The following is a 14969-nucleotide window of genomic DNA, read 5'->3' on the forward strand; positions in this document are numbered from 1 at the left end:
TGCTGCCGGGCCGGTCCGGCACCTAGGGTAATGAGAACACGTTCTAGTTTGCCGGTCCAGAGGAGGGTGTGGTGGGACAGACCACGATCCCGGCCGTCGTCCGCGATGCGGCCGCGAAGTTCGGCGCGGCGGAGGCACTGGTCGACGGCGGCGTCCGGCTCGGCTTCGACGTGCTTCTGGAACGTGTTCAATCGGTCGCCCGCGCCTTCGCGGCCCGTGGCGTCCAACCCGGTGACCGCGTCGCCGTCACCCTCCCCAACACCCACCACTGGGTGCTCACGGCGCTGGGCGCGCTCTACGCGGGCGCCTCCCTGGTGCCGGTCAACACCCGGTTCACCGCCGCCGAGACCGTGGACCTGCTCGTCCGCAGCCGGGCGAAAGCGCTGGTCGTGGCCGCGGACTTCCTCGGCGCGGACCGCCACGCCGCCATCGTGGCGACCGGCGCCGACCTGCCGGACCTCGGCACGGTCGTCCGGGTGCCCCTCGAACAGCCGCACCGGCCGGTGCCGGGCACCCTCGGCTGGGACGAGTTCCTGGACCTCGCGGGGCAGGTGCCGCTCGCCGAGGCCGAAAGCCGCGCGGACGCCGTCCAGCCGGACGACGTGAGCGACATCCTGTTCACCTCGGGCACGACCGGCCGCTCGAAGGGCGTGCTGTCGGCGCACCGGCAGGTGGTCGGCGTCGCCGCCGCCTGGGCGGACTGCGGCCAGGTCACCGCCGACGACCGGTACCTGGTGATCAACCCGTTCTTCCACAGCTTCGGCTACAAGGCCGGCATCGTGGTCGGGCTGCTGACCGGCGCGACGATCGTGCCGCAGGCGGTGTTCGACGTGCGGGCCGCCCTGAACCTGATCGAGCGCGAGCGCATCTCGGTGCTGCCGGGCGCGCCGACGATCTTCCAGTCGCTGCTGAACGAGCCCGAGCGCGGCGACGTTTCGTCGTTGCGGCTGGCCGTGACGGGCGCGGCCGACGTGCCGGCGTCGCTCGTCCGGCGCATGCGGTCCGACCTAGGCTTCGACATCGTCCTGACCGCGTACGGCCTGACCGAAGCCGTCGTGGTGACGATGTGCCGCCCGGGCGACGACGCCGAACTGGTCGCGCGCACGTCCGGCCGCGCGACGGCGGACTTCGAGGTCGCGATCCAGGGCTCGCCCGGCGAGGTCGTGCTCCGCGGGCCGAACGTGATGCTCGGCTACCTCGACGACCCGGAAGCCACCGCGAAGGCCGTCGACGCGCAGGGGTGGCTGCACACCGGCGACGTCGGGGAACTGGACGCCGAGGGCAACCTCACGCTCACCGGCCGGCTCAAGGACATGTACATCTGCGGCGGCTTCAACGTCTACCCGGCCGAGGTCGAGCACGCGCTGACCGAGCTGGAGGGCGTCCGGGACGTCGCCGTCGTCGGCGTCCCGGACGAACGGCTCGGCGAGGTCGGCAAGGCCTTCGTCGTCGGCACCGGCCTGACCGAGCGGGACGTCCTGGCGTTCTGCCGCGAGCGGCTCGCCAACTACAAGACCCCGCGGTTCGTCGCGTTCCTGGACGAGCTGCCCCGCAACGCTTCCGGCAAGGTGCTGAAGCGGCTGCTGACCGAGGAGAACGCATGAGTGAACCGGTGGTCCGCTCCGAGCGGCGCGGGCCGGTCGCGGTGGTCACGATGAACCGCCCGGACTACCGCAACGCCCAGAACTCGGCCATGACCTACGCGCTCGACGACGCGTTCACCGAGGCCGTCGACGATCCCGAGGTGAAGGTGATCGTGCTGGCGGGGGAGGGCAAGCACTTCTCGGCCGGGCACGACATCGGCAGCCCGGGCCGGGACGCGGATCAGACGTTCGACCGCCGGGCCGTCATGTGGTGGGACCACACCGACCGGGCCGGCGGCGACCAGCGGTTCGCCCGTGAGTCCGAGGTCTACCTCGGGATGTGCCGCCGGTGGCGGGAGATCCCGAAGCCGATGATCGCGAGCATCCAGGGCGCCTGCATCGCGGGCGGGTTGATGCTGGCGTGGGTGTGCGACCTGATCGTCGCCGCGGACGACGCGTTCTTCGCCGATCCCGTGGTGCGCATGGGGATTCCGGGCGTCGAGTACTTCGCGCACCCGTGGGTGCTCGGCCCGCGCGCGGCCAAGGAAGTGCTGTTCACCGGCGAGCGGTTCACCGTCCAGCAAGCCAAGGAATGGGGGATGGTGACCCGGATCGTGCCGCGGGCCGAGCTGGAGCAGCGCACCCTCGAACTCGCGGAGAAGATCAGCGGGATGCCGCAGTTCGGGCTGGCGCTGGCGAAGAAGGCCGTGAACCAGGCCGAGGACCTGATGGGGCTGCGGTCCGGAATGGACTCCGTGTTCGGGCTGCACCACCTGGCGCACGCGCACAACGCGGAGACGTCGGAAGACTCGCTCGGCGGGCAGTCGGCGCGGTCGATGCGCGACGCGAACAAGGGGGCGTGATGGACCTCGACATCGACGAGGCGTCCGCGGCTTTCCGTGACGAGGCGCGGGACTGGCTGGCCGCGCATGTGCGGAAGCTGCCGTCGATGGACACGGCCGAGGGCTTCGCGGCGCATCGCGAGTGGGAGGCCGAGCTGGCCGAGGCGCGGTGGTCGGTCGTGTCGTGGCCGCGCGAGTACCACGGCCGGGACGCGTCGATGCTGCAGTGGCTGCTGTTCGAGGAGGAGTACTACGCCTCGGGGGCGCCGGGTCGGGTGAGCCAGAACGGGATCTTCATGCTCGGGCCGACGTTGTTCGCCCACGGCACGCAAGAGCAACGTGACCGCATCCTGCCCGCGATGGCGACGGGGGAGCAGGTGTGGGCGCAGGCGTGGTCCGAGCCCGAGGCGGGCAGCGACATCGCCGCGTTGCGCAGCGCAGCGGTGCGCACCGACGGCGGCTGGCTGCTGTCGGGGCAGAAGACGTGGAGTTCGCGGGCCACCTTCGCGGACCGCGCGTTCGGGTTGTTCCGCACCGACCCCTCAGCGCAACGCCACCACGGGCTGACGTACTTCATGGCCGATTTGCAAGCCGACGGGGTGACCGTCCGGCCGATCCCGCAGCTGGACGGCGAGCCGGGGTTCGCGGAGATCTTCTTCGACGAGGTGTTCGTGCCGGACGAGGACGTGATCGGGGAGGTCGGGCAGGGCTGGCGGGTCGCGATGACGACGGCGAACAACGAGCGTGGCCTGTCGCTGCGCAGCCCGGGCCGGTTCCTCGCCGCGGCCGATCGTCTCGTCGGCCTCTGGCGTGCCCACGGCTCGGCGGAGTCCACAAAGGACCGGGTGGCGGACGCGTGGATCGGGGCCCGTGCTTACCAGCTCTACACGTTCGGCACGGTCAGCAGGCTGGCCGAGGGCGGCGAGCTGGGCCCGGAGTCGAGCGTGAACAAGCTGTTCTGGTCGCGGTTGGACGTCGAGCTGCACGAGACGGCGCTCGATGTGCTCGGCCCGGCGGCGGAGACGGAGGAGGCGTGGGTGAACGGCTACCTGTTCTCCCTCGCCGGGCCGATCTACGGCGGCACCGACCAGATCCAGCGGAACACGATCGCCGAACGGCTGCTGAAGCTGCCGAGGGAGGCCCGCCGATGAGGTTCCAGCTGTCGCCGGAGCACCGGCAGTTCGCCGCGACGCTGCACGAACTGCTGGGCGGGGCGGACACCGCGGCGACCGCCCGGGCCTGGGCGGCGGGGGAGCACGACCGCGGCCTCAAGCTCTGGCGCGCGCTCGCCGACGTCGGGGTCTTCGGGCTGCTCGTGCCCGAGGACGACGGCGGGCTCGGCGCCGGCCCGGTCGACCTGGTCGTCGCGTGCGAAGCGCTCGGCTACCACGCCGTCCCGGGCCCGCTCGCCGAGTCGGCGGCGGTCGCCCCGGCGCTGCTGACCGGCGACCGGCTCGGCGCCCTCGCCGACGGCGACCTCCTGGCCACCGTCGCCGCGCCGCCGGAAGTCCCCTTGGCGCTGGACGCCGACGTCGCGGGAGTGGTGCTGGACCTCACCGGCGCCGAACTGGCAGCGGAACCCGGACTCGTCCGCTCGATCGACCCGGCCCGGCGGCTGTTCCGGGTCCCCGCCACCGCGGCAGGCGAGACGGCCGCGTTCGACCTGGGTGTCCTGGCCGTGTCCGCCCAGCTGCTCGGCGCGGGCCAATGGCTTCTCGACACGTCGGTGGCGTACGCGAAGCAGCGCAGCCAGTACGGCCGCGCCATCGGCGAGTACCAGGCCGTCAAGCACCTGCTCGCCGACGTCGCGACCAAGCTGGAACTGGCCCGCCCGCTGCTCCACGGCGCGGCTGTCGCCGGCGACACGTTCGCCCGCGACGTCTCGGCGGCGAAGGTGCTGGCGGGCGACGCCGCGTACCTCGCCGCGCGGACCGCCCTGCAGGTCCACGGCGCCATCGGCTACACCGCCGAACACGACCTCGGCCTGCGGCTGACGAAGGTGCGCGCGCTCGCCGGCGCGTGGGGGACCGGGGCGTTCCACCGGACGCGGGTGCTGCGATGACCGACCCCCTGGACACCGAGGAAGCCCGGGCCCTGCGGGACGCCGTCCGGGCGCTGCTGACCCGCCGGTCGGGTCCCGAGGCGGTGCGCGTGGCGATGGCGTCCCCGCTCGGTTACGACGACAAGCTCTGGTCGACGCTGTGCGAACAGATCGGCGTCGCCGCCCTCGCGATCCCCGAACACTACGGCGGCGCGAGTGCCGGCCTGGCCGAAGTCTGCGTGGTGATGGCCGAACTCGGCCGGACGCTCACGCCCGCTCCGCTGCTCGGCTCCGCCGTGCTGTGCGGGGAAGCGTTGCTGCGCACGGGGAACGACGAAGCTTGCGAGCGACTGCTGCCGGGCATCGCGGCGGGCACCACGCTGGCCGCGCTGGCCTGGTCCGACGAGAACTGGTCGCCGGGACTGACCGCGTCGGACGCCGGGCTCGACGGACGCGCGCACTACGTCCTCGACGGCGACCTCGCGGACGTCCTCCTGGCCGTGGCCCGGACGGCGGACGGCCTCGGCCTGTTCGAGGTGCCCGTCGAGAGCGTCCGCCGCGAGCGCGTCACCACCCTCGACCCGACCCGCCGGCTGGCCGTGGTGGACTTCGCGTCGACCCCGGCCCGGCGCCTCGACGCCGACGGTTTCCCCCTCGGGAAGCTGCTCGACACGGTGGTGATCGCGGTGGCGGCCGAGCAGGTCGGCGCGGCGGCCCGGGCCCTCGAACTGACGGTGGAGTACACGAAGCAACGTCGCCAGTTCGGCCGCCCGATCGGCTCGTTCCAGGCGCTGAAGCACCGGATGGCCGACGTCCACGTCCACGTCGAAGCGGCCCGTTCGGCGCTGTACGCGGCCATTGTGGACGGTGACGCCGAAGCGGTCACGACGGCGAAAGTCGTGTGCGGTGAAGCGTTTTCCCACGCGGCGGCGGAGATGATCCAGCTCCACGGCGGCATCGCGATCACGTGGGAGCACGACGCCCACCTGTACTTCAAGCGCGCGCACGGAACCGCCCTGCTGTTCGGCGACTCCCTCAGCTGACGCGAAAGACCGGCCAGCCGATCTCGGTGCGCCACGCGGCGGGATCGATCGCGTCGCGAGGGCCGACGACGTAGACCTCCCGGACCGGCCCGGCCACCGACATCGCGTTCTCCACCACCCAGGTCCCGAGTTCGCCGTAGGTGACCTCGACGCCGTCGTGCTCGCCGACGTGGGTGGTGACGGCCAGTTCCGCGGCCGGGAGCACCGCGGGGTGCACGCGTCCGGTGCGAGGTGGCGCAGCGGTCGGCAGGTAGACGAGCGCGTGCCCGCGTTCCTGTTCGAAGAGGGCGTTGTCGTAGCAGCCGCCCGGCGGTCCGGTCGCGGCGGCGCCGACGGCCGCCTCCAGTTCGGCCATCGCGCCGGCGAACCAGGCCTCGACATCGCGATGCCCGAGCACGGCCTCCACCGCCGCGACCGTCCGGGCGGGTTCCGCCCGCAGTTCGACGTCGATCGGCGCGGGGTCGGGCCGGAGCAGGCGCCGCAGCGACACGACCGCGGCCCGGGTGCGGTCGAGCACGTCCTCGAGGCGTTGCAGGTGGTCCGCGACCAGGGCCGCCCGGACCCCGGGGTCGGGGGTCCGCAGGATTCGCTGCACATCGCTCAACGGGACGTCGAGTTCGCGGAGCCGGTGGATGACCTGCGCGGCCGGGATCTGGTCGAGGCCGTAGTAGCGGTAACCGGTGGTCTCGTCCACCACGGCGGGCTCCAGCAGGGCGGCCTCGTGGTACCGGCGCAGGGTCCGCACGCTCAAGTGGGTCAGCCGCGAAAACTCCCCGATGCTCAGCATCTCTCCATTCTGGACTCTCTCCCGGGGGGAGAGTCCACGGCTTGACCCTCCCACGCCGTGAGCTCACACGATGGGCTCATGACACAGCACACCGACCTTCCGTCCGAACAGCTCCCGGCCACCGTCCGCGAGTTCTTCGCCGCCCACGTCGTCCACGACGCCGACACCGCCTCGTCGTTCCTCACCAGGGACGCGGTCGTCGTCGACCAGGACGAGACCTTCCGCGGCCGAGAGGAGATCCACGCGTTCCTGCGGGACGCCGGGGCCGAGTTCGAGTACACGACCGAGCAGATCGGCGCGCACCGCGTCGACGACGCCCACTGGGTGGTGACCGTGCGGCTCGAGGGCACCTTCCCCGGTGGCGTCGCCGAACTCGACTACCGGTTCACGGTGCGGGACGACCTCATCGCCGAACTCGTCATCGCCAACCACGCAGCCTGACCTACGTCGATTTCCAGTGGAGAAAGAAATGTCTGAATCAGATCGTGATCGTCTCGACGGTCGCCGGGCGCTGGTCACGGGCGGTTCGAAGGGCTCGGGCAAGGCAGTCGTGGAGAGGCTGCGGGAGCTGGGTGCCGACGTGTACGTGACGGCGCGGACGATGCCCGACGGGTACGAGCACCCCGACCGGTTCATCGAAGCGGACGTGACGACGGTCGAAGGCACCGACGCGGTGGCCGCTCGCATCGCCGAGACCGGCGGCGCACTCGACATCCTGGTGCACGTCGTCGGAGGGGCGTCGACGCCGGCCGGCGGGTTCGCGGTCATCACCGACGACCAGTGGCTCACCGAGCTGAACCTCAACTTCCTGGGCGCGGTGCGGCTCGACCGGGCGCTTCTCCCGGCGATGATCGAGTCCGGGGCGGGCGTGGTGCTGCACTTCACCTCGATCCAGCGTGAACTACCCCTGTACGACGCGTCCCTGGCTTACGCAGCGGCGAAGGCCGCCCTGCGCACGTACAGCAAGGGACTGGCCAACGAGCTCGCGCCGCGCGGGGTACGGGTCAACGCGATCAGCCCCGGCGGGATCGAGACCGAAGCCTACGAGAGGTTCGTGGACCGGATCGCCGAGGGCAACGGAATCACCCGAGAGGCAGCCAAGCAGACCATCTACGACTCCCTCGGAGGCGTACCCCTGGGACGGTTCGCGAACACCGCGGAAATCGCGGACCTCGTCGGGTTCCTGGTTTCGGATCGCGCCTCGGCGATCGTGGGCGCCGAGTACGTGATCGACGGCGGCACCGTTCCGACCGTCTGAGCGGGGAGAACACATGACTACGCAAGTCACCGCCCAGCCGGTCGGACCGCCACCGCCCTTCGATCCGGAGCTCGCTCCCGTCGTCGAGGTGCTGACCAGCGTGCGCCCACCCGACGCGTACCGGCCGGACAACATCGTCGAGATGCGCAAACCCGTCCCCGGGGTGCAGACCCCGACCGACGAGATCCTCTCGCACGGTGGCGCCTACCGCGTCGAGGAGCGGGCGGTGCCAGGGCCGGCCGGGGAACCGGATATCTCGTTGCTGCTCTGTCTCCCCAAGGACGCGGCGACCCCGGCCCCGGCGATCTACCACATCCATGGCGGCGGCATGATCGTCGGGGACAACCGGTTCGGCCTGGCCGAAATGGTGGACCTGGCCGAACCGCTGGGCCTGGCCGTGGTCTCGGTCGAGTACCGGCTCGCCCCCGAGACACCCCACCCGGGTCCCGTCGAGGATTGCTACGCGGGCCTGGTGTGGGTGTCGGAGAACGCCTGCGAACTCGGCATCGACCCCGGGCGCGTCGTCGTCGGCGGTGCGAGCGCCGGCGGCGGCCTCGCGGCGGGTGTCACCTTGCTGGCACGCGACCGCAACGGCCCGGCCGTCCTGGCCCGGCTGCTCCTGTCGCCGATGCTCGACGACCGCAACGACTCGCCTTCTGCCCGGCAGATGCGCGGCCTCGGTATCTGGGACAGCTCCTCGAACGAGACCGGGTGGAACGCGCTCCTCGGCGACGGCGTTCGCGGAGGACCGGACGTGTCTCCGTACGCTGCGCCTGCCCGTGCGGCGGACCTCTCCGGCCTGCCGCCCACGTTCGTCGACGTCGGATCGGCCGAAACGTTCCGGGACGAGGACGTCGCCCACGCGAGCCGCCTGTGGCAGGCGGGCTGCGACGTCGAGCTGCACGTCTGGCCCGGCGGGTTCCACGGGTTCGACGTCGTGGTTCCCCATGCCGTGCTCTCCCAGGACGCCATCGCCGCTCGAGCGGCTTGGCTGCGCCGTCAGCTGGGGCGTGTTTCCCGCTGAAGCGCCTGATCGCCGGGCTCGTCGTGCTGACGAGCCCGGCGATCACGCACTAGGCCAGGTGGTGCACCTCCTGCAGCCCGTAGACCGGCGTCGGGATGCCCTCGGCGCGGGCTTTCAGCTGCAGGGCCAGGTAAAGCGAGTAGTGCCGGGACTGGTGCAGGTTCCCGCCGTGGAACCACAGCCCCTCCTGCCGCGTGGGCTTCCACATGTTCCGCTGCTCGCCTTCCCACGGCCCCGGGTCCTTGGTCGTGTCCGAGCCCAGGCCCCACACCTTGCCGACCCTGTCCGCGACCTCCTGGCTGATCAGGTCCGCCGCCCAGCCGTTCATCGAGCCGTAGCCCGTCGCGTAGACCACCAGGTCGGCTTCCAGCTCCGTGCCGTCCTCGAGCACCACCGACGTCTCGGTGAGGGAAGCGACCTGGCCGTGCGCGAGCTTGACGTCGCCGTTGGCCACCAGGTCGGCCGCGCCCACGTCGATGTAGTAGCCCGAGCCGCGGCGCAGGTACTTCATGAACAACCCGGAGTCGTCGTCGCCCCAGTCGTGGCGGAAGCCCGCGGCTTCCAGGCGGTCGTAGAACTCCTGGTCGCGCTCCTTGATCGCCGCGTACACCGGCTGCTGGAACGTGTGCATGATCCGGTACGGGAGCGAGGCGAACGTCAGGTCCGCCTTCTGCGTCGTCATCCCGGCTTCCAGGGCGCGCTCCGAATAGAGGTCGCCGAGGCCGAGGTCCATCAGCGAGTCCGACCTCACGATGTGCGTCGAGCTGCGCTGGACCATCGTGACGTCGGCGCCGGCCTCCCACAGCGCGCCGCAGATGTCGAACGCCGAGTTGTTCGACCCGACGACCACGGCCTTCTTGCCGCGGTAGGCGTCCGGCCCGGGGTGCTGCGAGCTGTGGTGCTGCTCGCCGCGGAAGCGGTCCTGGCCCGGCAGCACCGGGATGTTCGGCTTGCCCGACATGCCGGTCGCGAGCACCAGCTGCTTCGGCCGCAACACGACTTCTTCGCCATCGCGGTCGAGGACGACCGTCCACTCCTTCGCCTCTTCGTCGTAGGAGGCGCTCTTGCAGGTCGTCGACGACCAGTAGTTCACCTCCATGACCTTCGTGTACATCTCGAGCCAGTCGGCGATCTTGTCCTTCGGCGCGAAGACCGGCCAGTTGCGCGGGAAGTCCAGGTACGGCAGGTGGTCGTACCAGACGGGGTCGTGCAGGCACAGCGACTTGTACCGGCCGCGCCACTGGTCGCCGGGGCGCGCGTACCGGTCGACGACCACGTGCGGCACACCGAGCTGCCGCAGCCGCGCCCCCAGCGCGATCCCGCCCTGCCCGCCGCCGATGACGACGACGTACGGCTGGCGGGTCGTGCCCAGCTCCTCCGCTTCCGCCTGCCGTGCCTCGGCCCAGGTGACGCGCTCGCGGTTGATGCCGTGCTCCGCGCCCTTCGGCCGGGCGGTGCCCAGCGGCTCCTCGTGGCCCTTCAGCTCGTACAACGTCGTCAGGAACGTGAACGCGCCTTCGTCGTTCAGCCGCAGGTGACCGCGGGCGCGGCCGGCGGCCGTCTCGAACCCGATCCACGCCTCGACGATCCCGCCCGCCTCGGTCGGCTCCTCGGTCGTGTGGAAGCCGGTCGCGTCGGCGTTGTCCATCGTGGCCAGCAGCAGATCCTTGACACCGTCGGGGTTTTCGACCGTCTTGAGGTTCCAGGTGAACGCGATCAGGTCACGCCAGAACGACGTCGTGGCGAAGAGGGCGGCCGCCCGGTCGGCGTCCCGGGCCGCGAGCGCGGCCTCGAAGTCGGCGAGCCAGCCGTCGACGCGCTGCCGGGCATCGAGGGCCGCGGCCGGTTCGAGGGTCTGGGTCATGAGCGGACCTCCGCGTCTCGGGCACCGTCGTCGTCGGCGGCACGTTCAGCGCAGCCAACCCCGCCGGCCCGGGTTCGCGTAAGGGTTGCCCTAAGGTTGCATCAGCACGACGTCGACACCGGGAGCGAACCGGTACGGGCGCGCGAGCAGCAGGCCGCCGATCAGCTTGCGCAGCCGCGACAGCTCCGCGCGCACGGTCACCAGGTGCGTCCGGTCCCCGTAGAGCGTCTCCGACAGCTGCGCCGCCGACACCCCGGCCGGGCCCGCGGTCGCGATCAGCCGCAGCAGGTCCGCCTGCCGCCTGCCGAGCGGGTGCGTCCACCGCGCGGAGCCTTCGACGATCGCGCGCGGCGGGTCGAGTTCGAGCGTGAACCTCAAGGTTTCGCGCCCGCTCGGCCGCAGGAGCCAGCCCCCGGGCACCGGTTCGGGCTCGCACGCGCCGAGGCCGCGGACCGCGACCGGGACGCCGTGGCGGGGCGCGGCGACGCGGTCGATCCCGTGGACGCCGCTCTGCGCCGCGACCCAGCCGTGGTCGTCGACGACGAGCCCGGTCGTGCCCAGCAGGTGGCCGGACAGCCGGCGCAGCGCCTCGAGCCGGGCCTCGTGCCGCTGGTGCAGGACGGCCTCGGCCAGCCGCACCGACGTCCCGACCAGGGCGACGGTCATCGGGTGGACGGTCTCGGCCGGGCCGCTGACGTCGACGATCCCGAGCAGCTCGCCGGTCCGCGGGTCGTGCACGGGGGAGGCGGTGCAGGTCCAGGTGTGGTGCGAGCGCACGAAGTGCTCGGCGGCGAACATCTGCACCGGCGCGGCTTCGGCCAGCGCGGTGCCGATCGCGTTGCTGCCGATGGCGGGCTCCGACCAGATGGCGCCCTCGGTGAAGCCGAGCGAGTCGGCGCGGTGGCGCACCCGGCGGGCCCCCTCGCGCCAGAGGACGACGCCGTCGGCGTCGGTGACGACCATCAGGTGGTGCGCGTCCTCGGCGACCGACGTCAGCGCGCCGCGCAGCTCGGGCAGGACCTCGTTCAGCCGGCAGCCGGTCCGCCGCCGTTCGACCTCGGCGGCCCCGACGGGCTCGGGCGCGGGCGGCCGGTCGGGATCGACACCCTGGGCGACGACGCGGCGCCACGACCGTTCGACGAGCCGGCGCGGCGCTTTCGCGGGTGAGCGCCCGGCGAGGACGGCGTCGTGGATGCCGGCGAGCAACCGGGCGTGCCCGGCGACGTCGGTGCCGGGCCGGACCGCGCAGACTTCGTCGTCCACCGCCACCTCCTGGGCCGGGCTTCACGGTAACCCGGGGGAGCGGGGTCGGGGCAACCTTCGCGCAACGCCTGGCCCGGATGACGTGAATGACTCATTCCTGTCACCAGGCGACAGGAATGAGTCATTCACTACGTCCGGAGGTGGTCAGCCGGTGAGCCGGGCCGCCGAGCCCGGCAGCTCCCGGTTCGCCTCGTCCAGCCCGCGCGCCACCGTCCGGCACGCGCCGCAGCCCGCGATGTGGTCCGCGACCACGCTCGCCCGCCGCGGGGAGAGCGCGCCCCGCACCCACGCGCCCATCCGGCGGCGCGGCTCGCGGCACACCGGCTCCTCCGCGTCGGGCACCTGGACCTGCAGGTACGCCTGGCGCAGCCCCTCGCGCGCCCGCATCGCCAGCGCCGCCACGCTGTTCGGCGACAGGCCCAGCAGCGGGGCCACCTCAGTCGGCGTGTCGCCCTCGGCCTCGGTCCGCCAGAGCACCGTCCGCCACCGGCCGGGCAGCGTGCAGTACGCCGACCACACGAGCTTCTCGTTCGACCGGTGCAGGGCCAGCTCGTCGGCGCCGCTCGAACTCGTCTCGGGGACGGTCTCGCACAGCTCGACCCGGCTGCCCTGCCTGCTCCAGCGGCACACCAGGTTCCGCAGCGTCACCACGAGGTAGGGCCGCAGGTCGCCGTCCGGGCCGCCGCCCGCGCGCACCACGGCCAGCACGCGGGCGAACGTCTCGGCCACCAGGTCGTCGCGTTCCGCGGGCTGCTTCGCCCACGCCGCCGCGGTCCGGCGCAGCGGCTCGGCGTGCCGGCGGAAGAGGTCCGCGCCGGCGTCGAGGTCACCGGCGCGGAAGGCGGCGAGCAGCACGGCGTCCGGCGGCTCGGCGGCGGCTGTCCACATCGGCACTCTCCGTGACCAGGTGACACTCAAAGTAAGAGGTACGGCAGTGTACGGCACTGCGGACTCACTCCGCGCGCGAACCGGCCACATCGTCCACAGTGGACTCCTGGTGCGCGCTCGCCGTCCCGCCCTTACGCTCGCGGCACACACGGGAGCGGGGGAACGGATGGGCGTCGGCACCTGGCTGGTCACCATCGGCGTCATCGTGGCGCTGCTCGCGGTCGACCTCGTGCTCGCCGCGGTCCGGCCGCACCGGGTCGGGTTCGGCGAGGCCGTCGCCTGGTCGGTGGGCTACATCCTGGTCGCGGTCGTGTTCGGCGTCTGGCTGACGCTCGCCCACGGCGGCGAATCCGGCACCGAGTACTTCGCCGGCTACATCGTCGAAAAGAGCCTGTCGGTCGACAACCTGTTCGTCTTCGTGATCATCATGACGACGTTCGCCGTCCCGGAAGAGCACCAGCACAAGGTGCTGACCTTCGGGATCGTCCTCGCGCTGGTCATGCGGGCGATCTTCATCGTGCTCGGCGCGACGCTGCTGTCGCTGTTCTCGGTGATGTTCCTGCTCTTCGGGCTGCTGCTGATCTACACCGGCGTCCAGCTGTTCCGGCACCGCGACGCCGACCCCGACATCGAGTCCAACGTCGTCGTCCGGACGGCCCGCCGGGTCCTGCCGGTCTCCGACGCCTACGACGGCGGCCGGCTGCTCACCCGCGAGGGCGGCCGCCGGGTGGTGACGCCGCTGGTCGTCGTGCTCGTCGCGATCGGTGGCGTCGACCTGCTGTTCGCCCTCGACTCGATCCCGGCGGTCTTCGGCGTCACCGAGGAGCCCTACATCGTCTTCGCCGCGAACGCCTTCGCGCTGCTCGGCCTGCGTGCCCTGTACTTCCTGGTGAAGGGCCTACTCGACCGGCTCGTGTACCTCTCGGCCGGGCTCGCCGTGATCCTCGCGTTCATCGGGGTGAAGCTGATCCTGCACTGGGCGCACGTCGACATCGACGCGCGCGTCCCGGAGATCGCCACGCCGGTGAGCCTCGCGGTGATCATCGGCGTGCTGGCCGTCGTGACGGTCGCCAGCCTGGTCAAGACCCGGCGCGACCCCGGGGCGAAGGCGCACCCGGGTTCGCTGCGCGCGTCGGGCTCAGACCGCGAAGACCTGTGAGTCGTCGGCGAAGGCCTTGAACTCCAGGGCGTTCCCGGCGGGGTCGAGCAGGAACATCGTCCACTGCTCGCCGGGCTGGCCCTCGAAGCGGACGTAGGGCTCGATCACGAACTCCGTCCCGGCGGCGCGCAGCCGCTCGGCGAGCGCCTGGAACCCGGGGATCGTGAGGATCAGCCCGAAGTGCGGGACCGGCACGTCGTGGCCGTCGACCGGGTTGTGGATCCCCTCCGGCCCCTTCGGCGCCAGGTGCGTCACGAACTGGTGGCCGTGCAGGTTCCAGTCGACCCACGTGTCGGCGCTGCGGCCCTGGTCGAGGCCGAGGACTTCGCCGTAGAAGCGGCGGGCGGCGGTCAGGTCGTCGACGGGCATGGCGAGGTGGAAGCGCGGGATCGTCATGTCTGGATGTTAACATTACGACATGAATGCTCGAGTGGCTCCCGCGCGCCGGCGCGGGCTCGCCGACGAGGTCGCCGACCGCATCCGCGACGCGATCTTCGACGGCACCTACCCGCCGGGCGGCTCGCTGCGCGAGGTGGAGCTGGCGGAGACGCTGGGCGTCAGCCGCGGCCCGGTGCGGGAGGCGCTGCTCAAGCTCGAGCGCGAGGGACTGGTCCGCGGCGAGTGGCACCGGGGGACGACGGTGACGGCACTGTCCGATGGGGACGTCGCCGAGCTGGACAGCCTGCGGGCGGCCCTGGAGCAGCTCGCCGTCTCGCTGGTGGTCGACCGCGGAGCCGACCTGGGGGCGGTCGACGCCGTCGTCGCGCGCATGGACCGGGCGACCGGCGAGCACGAGATGGTCCGCTGCGACCTCGACTTCCACGACGCGGTCTACGCCGCCGCCGGCCATCGCCGCCTGCGCGAAGCGTGGGAAGCGATCCGCTCGCAGGTCCACCTGTTCCTGCTGACCCGGATCGGCGTCGAGTCCGAGGGTTACCTCGCGGGCATCCCCGCCGAGCACCGGCAGCTCGCCGAGGCGCTGCGGGCGGGCGACCGCGACGCGGCCCTCGCCCTGTTCGCCGTCCACCGCCGCCACGCGTTCGACGTCCTCACCGGACGGTCCTGACTACGCCGGCAGGTGCGCGGCGATCCCGGCCAGCACCCGGTCCAGTCCCGCTTCGAAACCCCGCTCCTGGCGGTCGGCGGCGTGCGGCAGCTCGGCCTCGATCATCACCCGCGTGAACCGCGGGTACTCGCCGCTGTCCCTGCTCATCGGG

Annotated in this window: 16 protein-coding genes; 10 read left to right on the top strand and 6 right to left on the bottom strand. The window is 72.1% G+C overall.

All coding sequences use genetic code 11. From position 1 onward, the window contains the following. Nucleotides 1-71 precede the first annotated feature (71 nt). The 5 genes from ACERZO_RS05435 to ACERZO_RS05455 are packed head-to-tail and all read left to right on the top strand — an operon-like array spanning nucleotide 72 to nucleotide 5509. The gene (locus ACERZO_RS05435; protein WP_372662632.1) at nucleotides 72-1604 is read left to right on the top strand and encodes a FadD3 family acyl-CoA ligase; all 1533 of its coding nucleotides are present in this window, start codon (nucleotides 72-74) and stop codon (nucleotides 1602-1604) included. After that, nucleotides 1601-2446 carry an enoyl-CoA hydratase gene (locus ACERZO_RS05440; protein WP_372662635.1) on the top strand — a complete coding sequence of 282 codons (846 nt, stop codon included), beginning with the start codon at nucleotides 1601-1603 and terminating at the stop codon, nucleotides 2444-2446. The genes ACERZO_RS05435 and ACERZO_RS05440 overlap by 4 nt, the downstream gene beginning before the upstream one ends. Next, nucleotides 2446-3576, top strand: a complete 1131-nt coding sequence (locus tag ACERZO_RS05445; protein ID WP_372662638.1) for an acyl-CoA dehydrogenase family protein — start codon at nucleotides 2446-2448, stop codon at nucleotides 3574-3576. Before ACERZO_RS05440 ends, ACERZO_RS05445 begins: the two co-directional genes overlap by 1 nt. After that, nucleotides 3573-4487, top strand: a complete 915-nt coding sequence (locus tag ACERZO_RS05450) for an acyl-CoA dehydrogenase family protein (RefSeq protein ID WP_372662641.1) — start codon at nucleotides 3573-3575, stop codon at nucleotides 4485-4487. Before ACERZO_RS05445 ends, ACERZO_RS05450 begins: the two co-directional genes overlap by 4 nt. Next, nucleotides 4484-5509 carry an acyl-CoA dehydrogenase family protein gene (locus tag ACERZO_RS05455; protein WP_372662644.1) on the top strand — a complete coding sequence of 342 codons (1026 nt, stop codon included), beginning with the start codon at nucleotides 4484-4486 and terminating at the stop codon, nucleotides 5507-5509. Before ACERZO_RS05450 ends, ACERZO_RS05455 begins: the two co-directional genes overlap by 4 nt. Here ACERZO_RS05455 and ACERZO_RS05460 read toward each other — a convergent pair. Further along, a complete protein-coding gene (locus tag ACERZO_RS05460) occupies nucleotides 5502-6296 on the bottom strand; it encodes a MerR family transcriptional regulator (RefSeq protein WP_372662647.1) in 795 nt (264 codons plus the stop codon). The genes ACERZO_RS05455 and ACERZO_RS05460 overlap by 8 nt on opposite strands. Nucleotides 6297-6374: 78 nt before the next feature. On the opposite strand from ACERZO_RS05460, the gene ACERZO_RS05465 reads away from it, so the two are divergent. From ACERZO_RS05465 to ACERZO_RS05475, 3 genes are read left to right on the top strand one after another with little or no spacing between them, the layout of a single operon-like run. Continuing rightward, nucleotides 6375-6737, top strand: a complete 363-nt coding sequence (locus ACERZO_RS05465) for a nuclear transport factor 2 family protein (protein WP_372662650.1) — start codon at nucleotides 6375-6377, stop codon at nucleotides 6735-6737. Between the two features lie 28 nt (nucleotides 6738-6765). Further along, nucleotides 6766-7554: an SDR family oxidoreductase gene (locus ACERZO_RS05470; RefSeq protein WP_372662653.1), complete on the top strand. Its 789-nt coding sequence runs from the start codon at nucleotides 6766-6768 to the stop codon at nucleotides 7552-7554. A 13-nt stretch (nucleotides 7555-7567) separates the two neighbouring features. Next, entirely contained in the window at nucleotides 7568-8578 is a 1011-nt protein-coding gene (locus ACERZO_RS05475) for an alpha/beta hydrolase (RefSeq protein WP_372662656.1), read from the top strand. 49 nt (nucleotides 8579-8627) lie between these two features. Here ACERZO_RS05475 and ACERZO_RS05480 read toward each other — a convergent pair whose 3' ends face one another. The 3 genes from ACERZO_RS05480 to ACERZO_RS05490 all read right to left on the bottom strand — a co-directional run bounded on the left by ACERZO_RS05480 (nucleotide 8628) and on the right by ACERZO_RS05490 (nucleotide 12593). Next, a complete protein-coding gene (locus ACERZO_RS05480; RefSeq protein ID WP_372662659.1) occupies nucleotides 8628-10442 on the bottom strand; it encodes a flavin-containing monooxygenase in 1815 nt (604 codons plus the stop codon). A gap of 90 nt (nucleotides 10443-10532) precedes the next feature. Further along, nucleotides 10533-11705, bottom strand: a complete 1173-nt coding sequence (locus ACERZO_RS05485; protein WP_372662662.1) for a GAF domain-containing protein — start codon at nucleotides 11703-11705, stop codon at nucleotides 10533-10535. A 144-nt stretch (nucleotides 11706-11849) separates the two neighbouring features. Further along, nucleotides 11850-12593, bottom strand: coding sequence for a sigma-70 family RNA polymerase sigma factor (locus tag ACERZO_RS05490; RefSeq protein WP_372662665.1), 744 nt, complete (start codon nucleotides 12591-12593; stop codon nucleotides 11850-11852). 166 nt (nucleotides 12594-12759) lie between these two features. Here ACERZO_RS05490 and ACERZO_RS05495 point away from each other — a divergent pair, with 166 nt between their 5' ends. Continuing rightward, nucleotides 12760-13752: a TerC family protein gene (locus ACERZO_RS05495; RefSeq protein ID WP_372662668.1), complete on the top strand. Its 993-nt coding sequence runs from the start codon at nucleotides 12760-12762 to the stop codon at nucleotides 13750-13752. On the opposite strand, the gene ACERZO_RS05500 is transcribed toward ACERZO_RS05495, so the two are convergent. After that, nucleotides 13732-14148 (bottom strand): VOC family protein, encoded by a 417-nt coding sequence (locus ACERZO_RS05500; protein ID WP_372662672.1) that lies wholly within the window; start codon nucleotides 14146-14148, stop codon nucleotides 13732-13734. The genes ACERZO_RS05495 and ACERZO_RS05500 overlap by 21 nt on opposite strands. A 22-nt stretch (nucleotides 14149-14170) precedes the next feature. On the opposite strand from ACERZO_RS05500, the gene ACERZO_RS05505 reads away from it, so the two are divergent. Further along, nucleotides 14171-14818 (top strand): GntR family transcriptional regulator, encoded by a 648-nt coding sequence (locus ACERZO_RS05505; protein ID WP_372662676.1) that lies wholly within the window; start codon nucleotides 14171-14173, stop codon nucleotides 14816-14818. Here the strand turns inward: ACERZO_RS05505 and ACERZO_RS05510 are convergent, their stop codons facing one another. Then, nucleotides 14819-14965 (bottom strand): hypothetical protein, encoded by a 147-nt coding sequence (locus tag ACERZO_RS05510; RefSeq protein WP_372662679.1) that lies wholly within the window; start codon nucleotides 14963-14965, stop codon nucleotides 14819-14821. It lies immediately after the preceding gene. Nucleotides 14966-14969 lie beyond the last annotated feature (4 nt).

Source organism: Amycolatopsis kentuckyensis (genome assembly GCF_041679295.1).
Lineage (GTDB): Bacteria > Actinomycetota > Actinomycetes > Mycobacteriales > Pseudonocardiaceae > Amycolatopsis > Amycolatopsis kentuckyensis_A.

Excerpts from the sequence above, each read along its gene's own strand:
- ACERZO_RS05440 (WP_372662635.1), top strand. The coding sequence starts at position 1,601 with ATGAGTGAACCGGTGGTCCGCTCCGAGCGGCGCGGGCCGGTCGCGGTG.
- ACERZO_RS05445 (WP_372662638.1), top strand. The coding sequence starts at position 2,446 with ATGGACCTCGACATCGACGAGGCGTCCGCGGCTTTCCGTGACGAGGCG.
- ACERZO_RS05450 (WP_372662641.1), top strand. The coding sequence starts at position 3,573 with ATGAGGTTCCAGCTGTCGCCGGAGCACCGGCAGTTCGCCGCGACGCTG.
- ACERZO_RS05455 (WP_372662644.1), top strand. The coding sequence starts at position 4,484 with ATGACCGACCCCCTGGACACCGAGGAAGCCCGGGCCCTGCGGGACGCC.
- ACERZO_RS05460 (WP_372662647.1), bottom strand. The coding sequence starts at position 6,296 with ATGCTGAGCATCGGGGAGTTTTCGCGGCTGACCCACTTGAGCGTGCGG.
- ACERZO_RS05465 (WP_372662650.1), top strand. The coding sequence starts at position 6,375 with ATGACACAGCACACCGACCTTCCGTCCGAACAGCTCCCGGCCACCGTC.
- ACERZO_RS05470 (WP_372662653.1), top strand. The coding sequence starts at position 6,766 with ATGTCTGAATCAGATCGTGATCGTCTCGACGGTCGCCGGGCGCTGGTC.
- ACERZO_RS05475 (WP_372662656.1), top strand. The coding sequence starts at position 7,568 with ATGACTACGCAAGTCACCGCCCAGCCGGTCGGACCGCCACCGCCCTTC.
- ACERZO_RS05480 (WP_372662659.1), bottom strand. The coding sequence starts at position 10,442 with ATGACCCAGACCCTCGAACCGGCCGCGGCCCTCGATGCCCGGCAGCGC.
- ACERZO_RS05490 (WP_372662665.1), bottom strand. The coding sequence starts at position 12,593 with ATGTGGACAGCCGCCGCCGAGCCGCCGGACGCCGTGCTGCTCGCCGCC.
- ACERZO_RS05495 (WP_372662668.1), top strand. The coding sequence starts at position 12,760 with ATGGGCGTCGGCACCTGGCTGGTCACCATCGGCGTCATCGTGGCGCTG.
- ACERZO_RS05500 (WP_372662672.1), bottom strand. The coding sequence starts at position 14,148 with ATGACGATCCCGCGCTTCCACCTCGCCATGCCCGTCGACGACCTGACC.
- ACERZO_RS05505 (WP_372662676.1), top strand. The coding sequence starts at position 14,171 with ATGAATGCTCGAGTGGCTCCCGCGCGCCGGCGCGGGCTCGCCGACGAG.
- ACERZO_RS05510 (WP_372662679.1), bottom strand. The coding sequence starts at position 14,965 with ATGAGCAGGGACAGCGGCGAGTACCCGCGGTTCACGCGGGTGATGATC.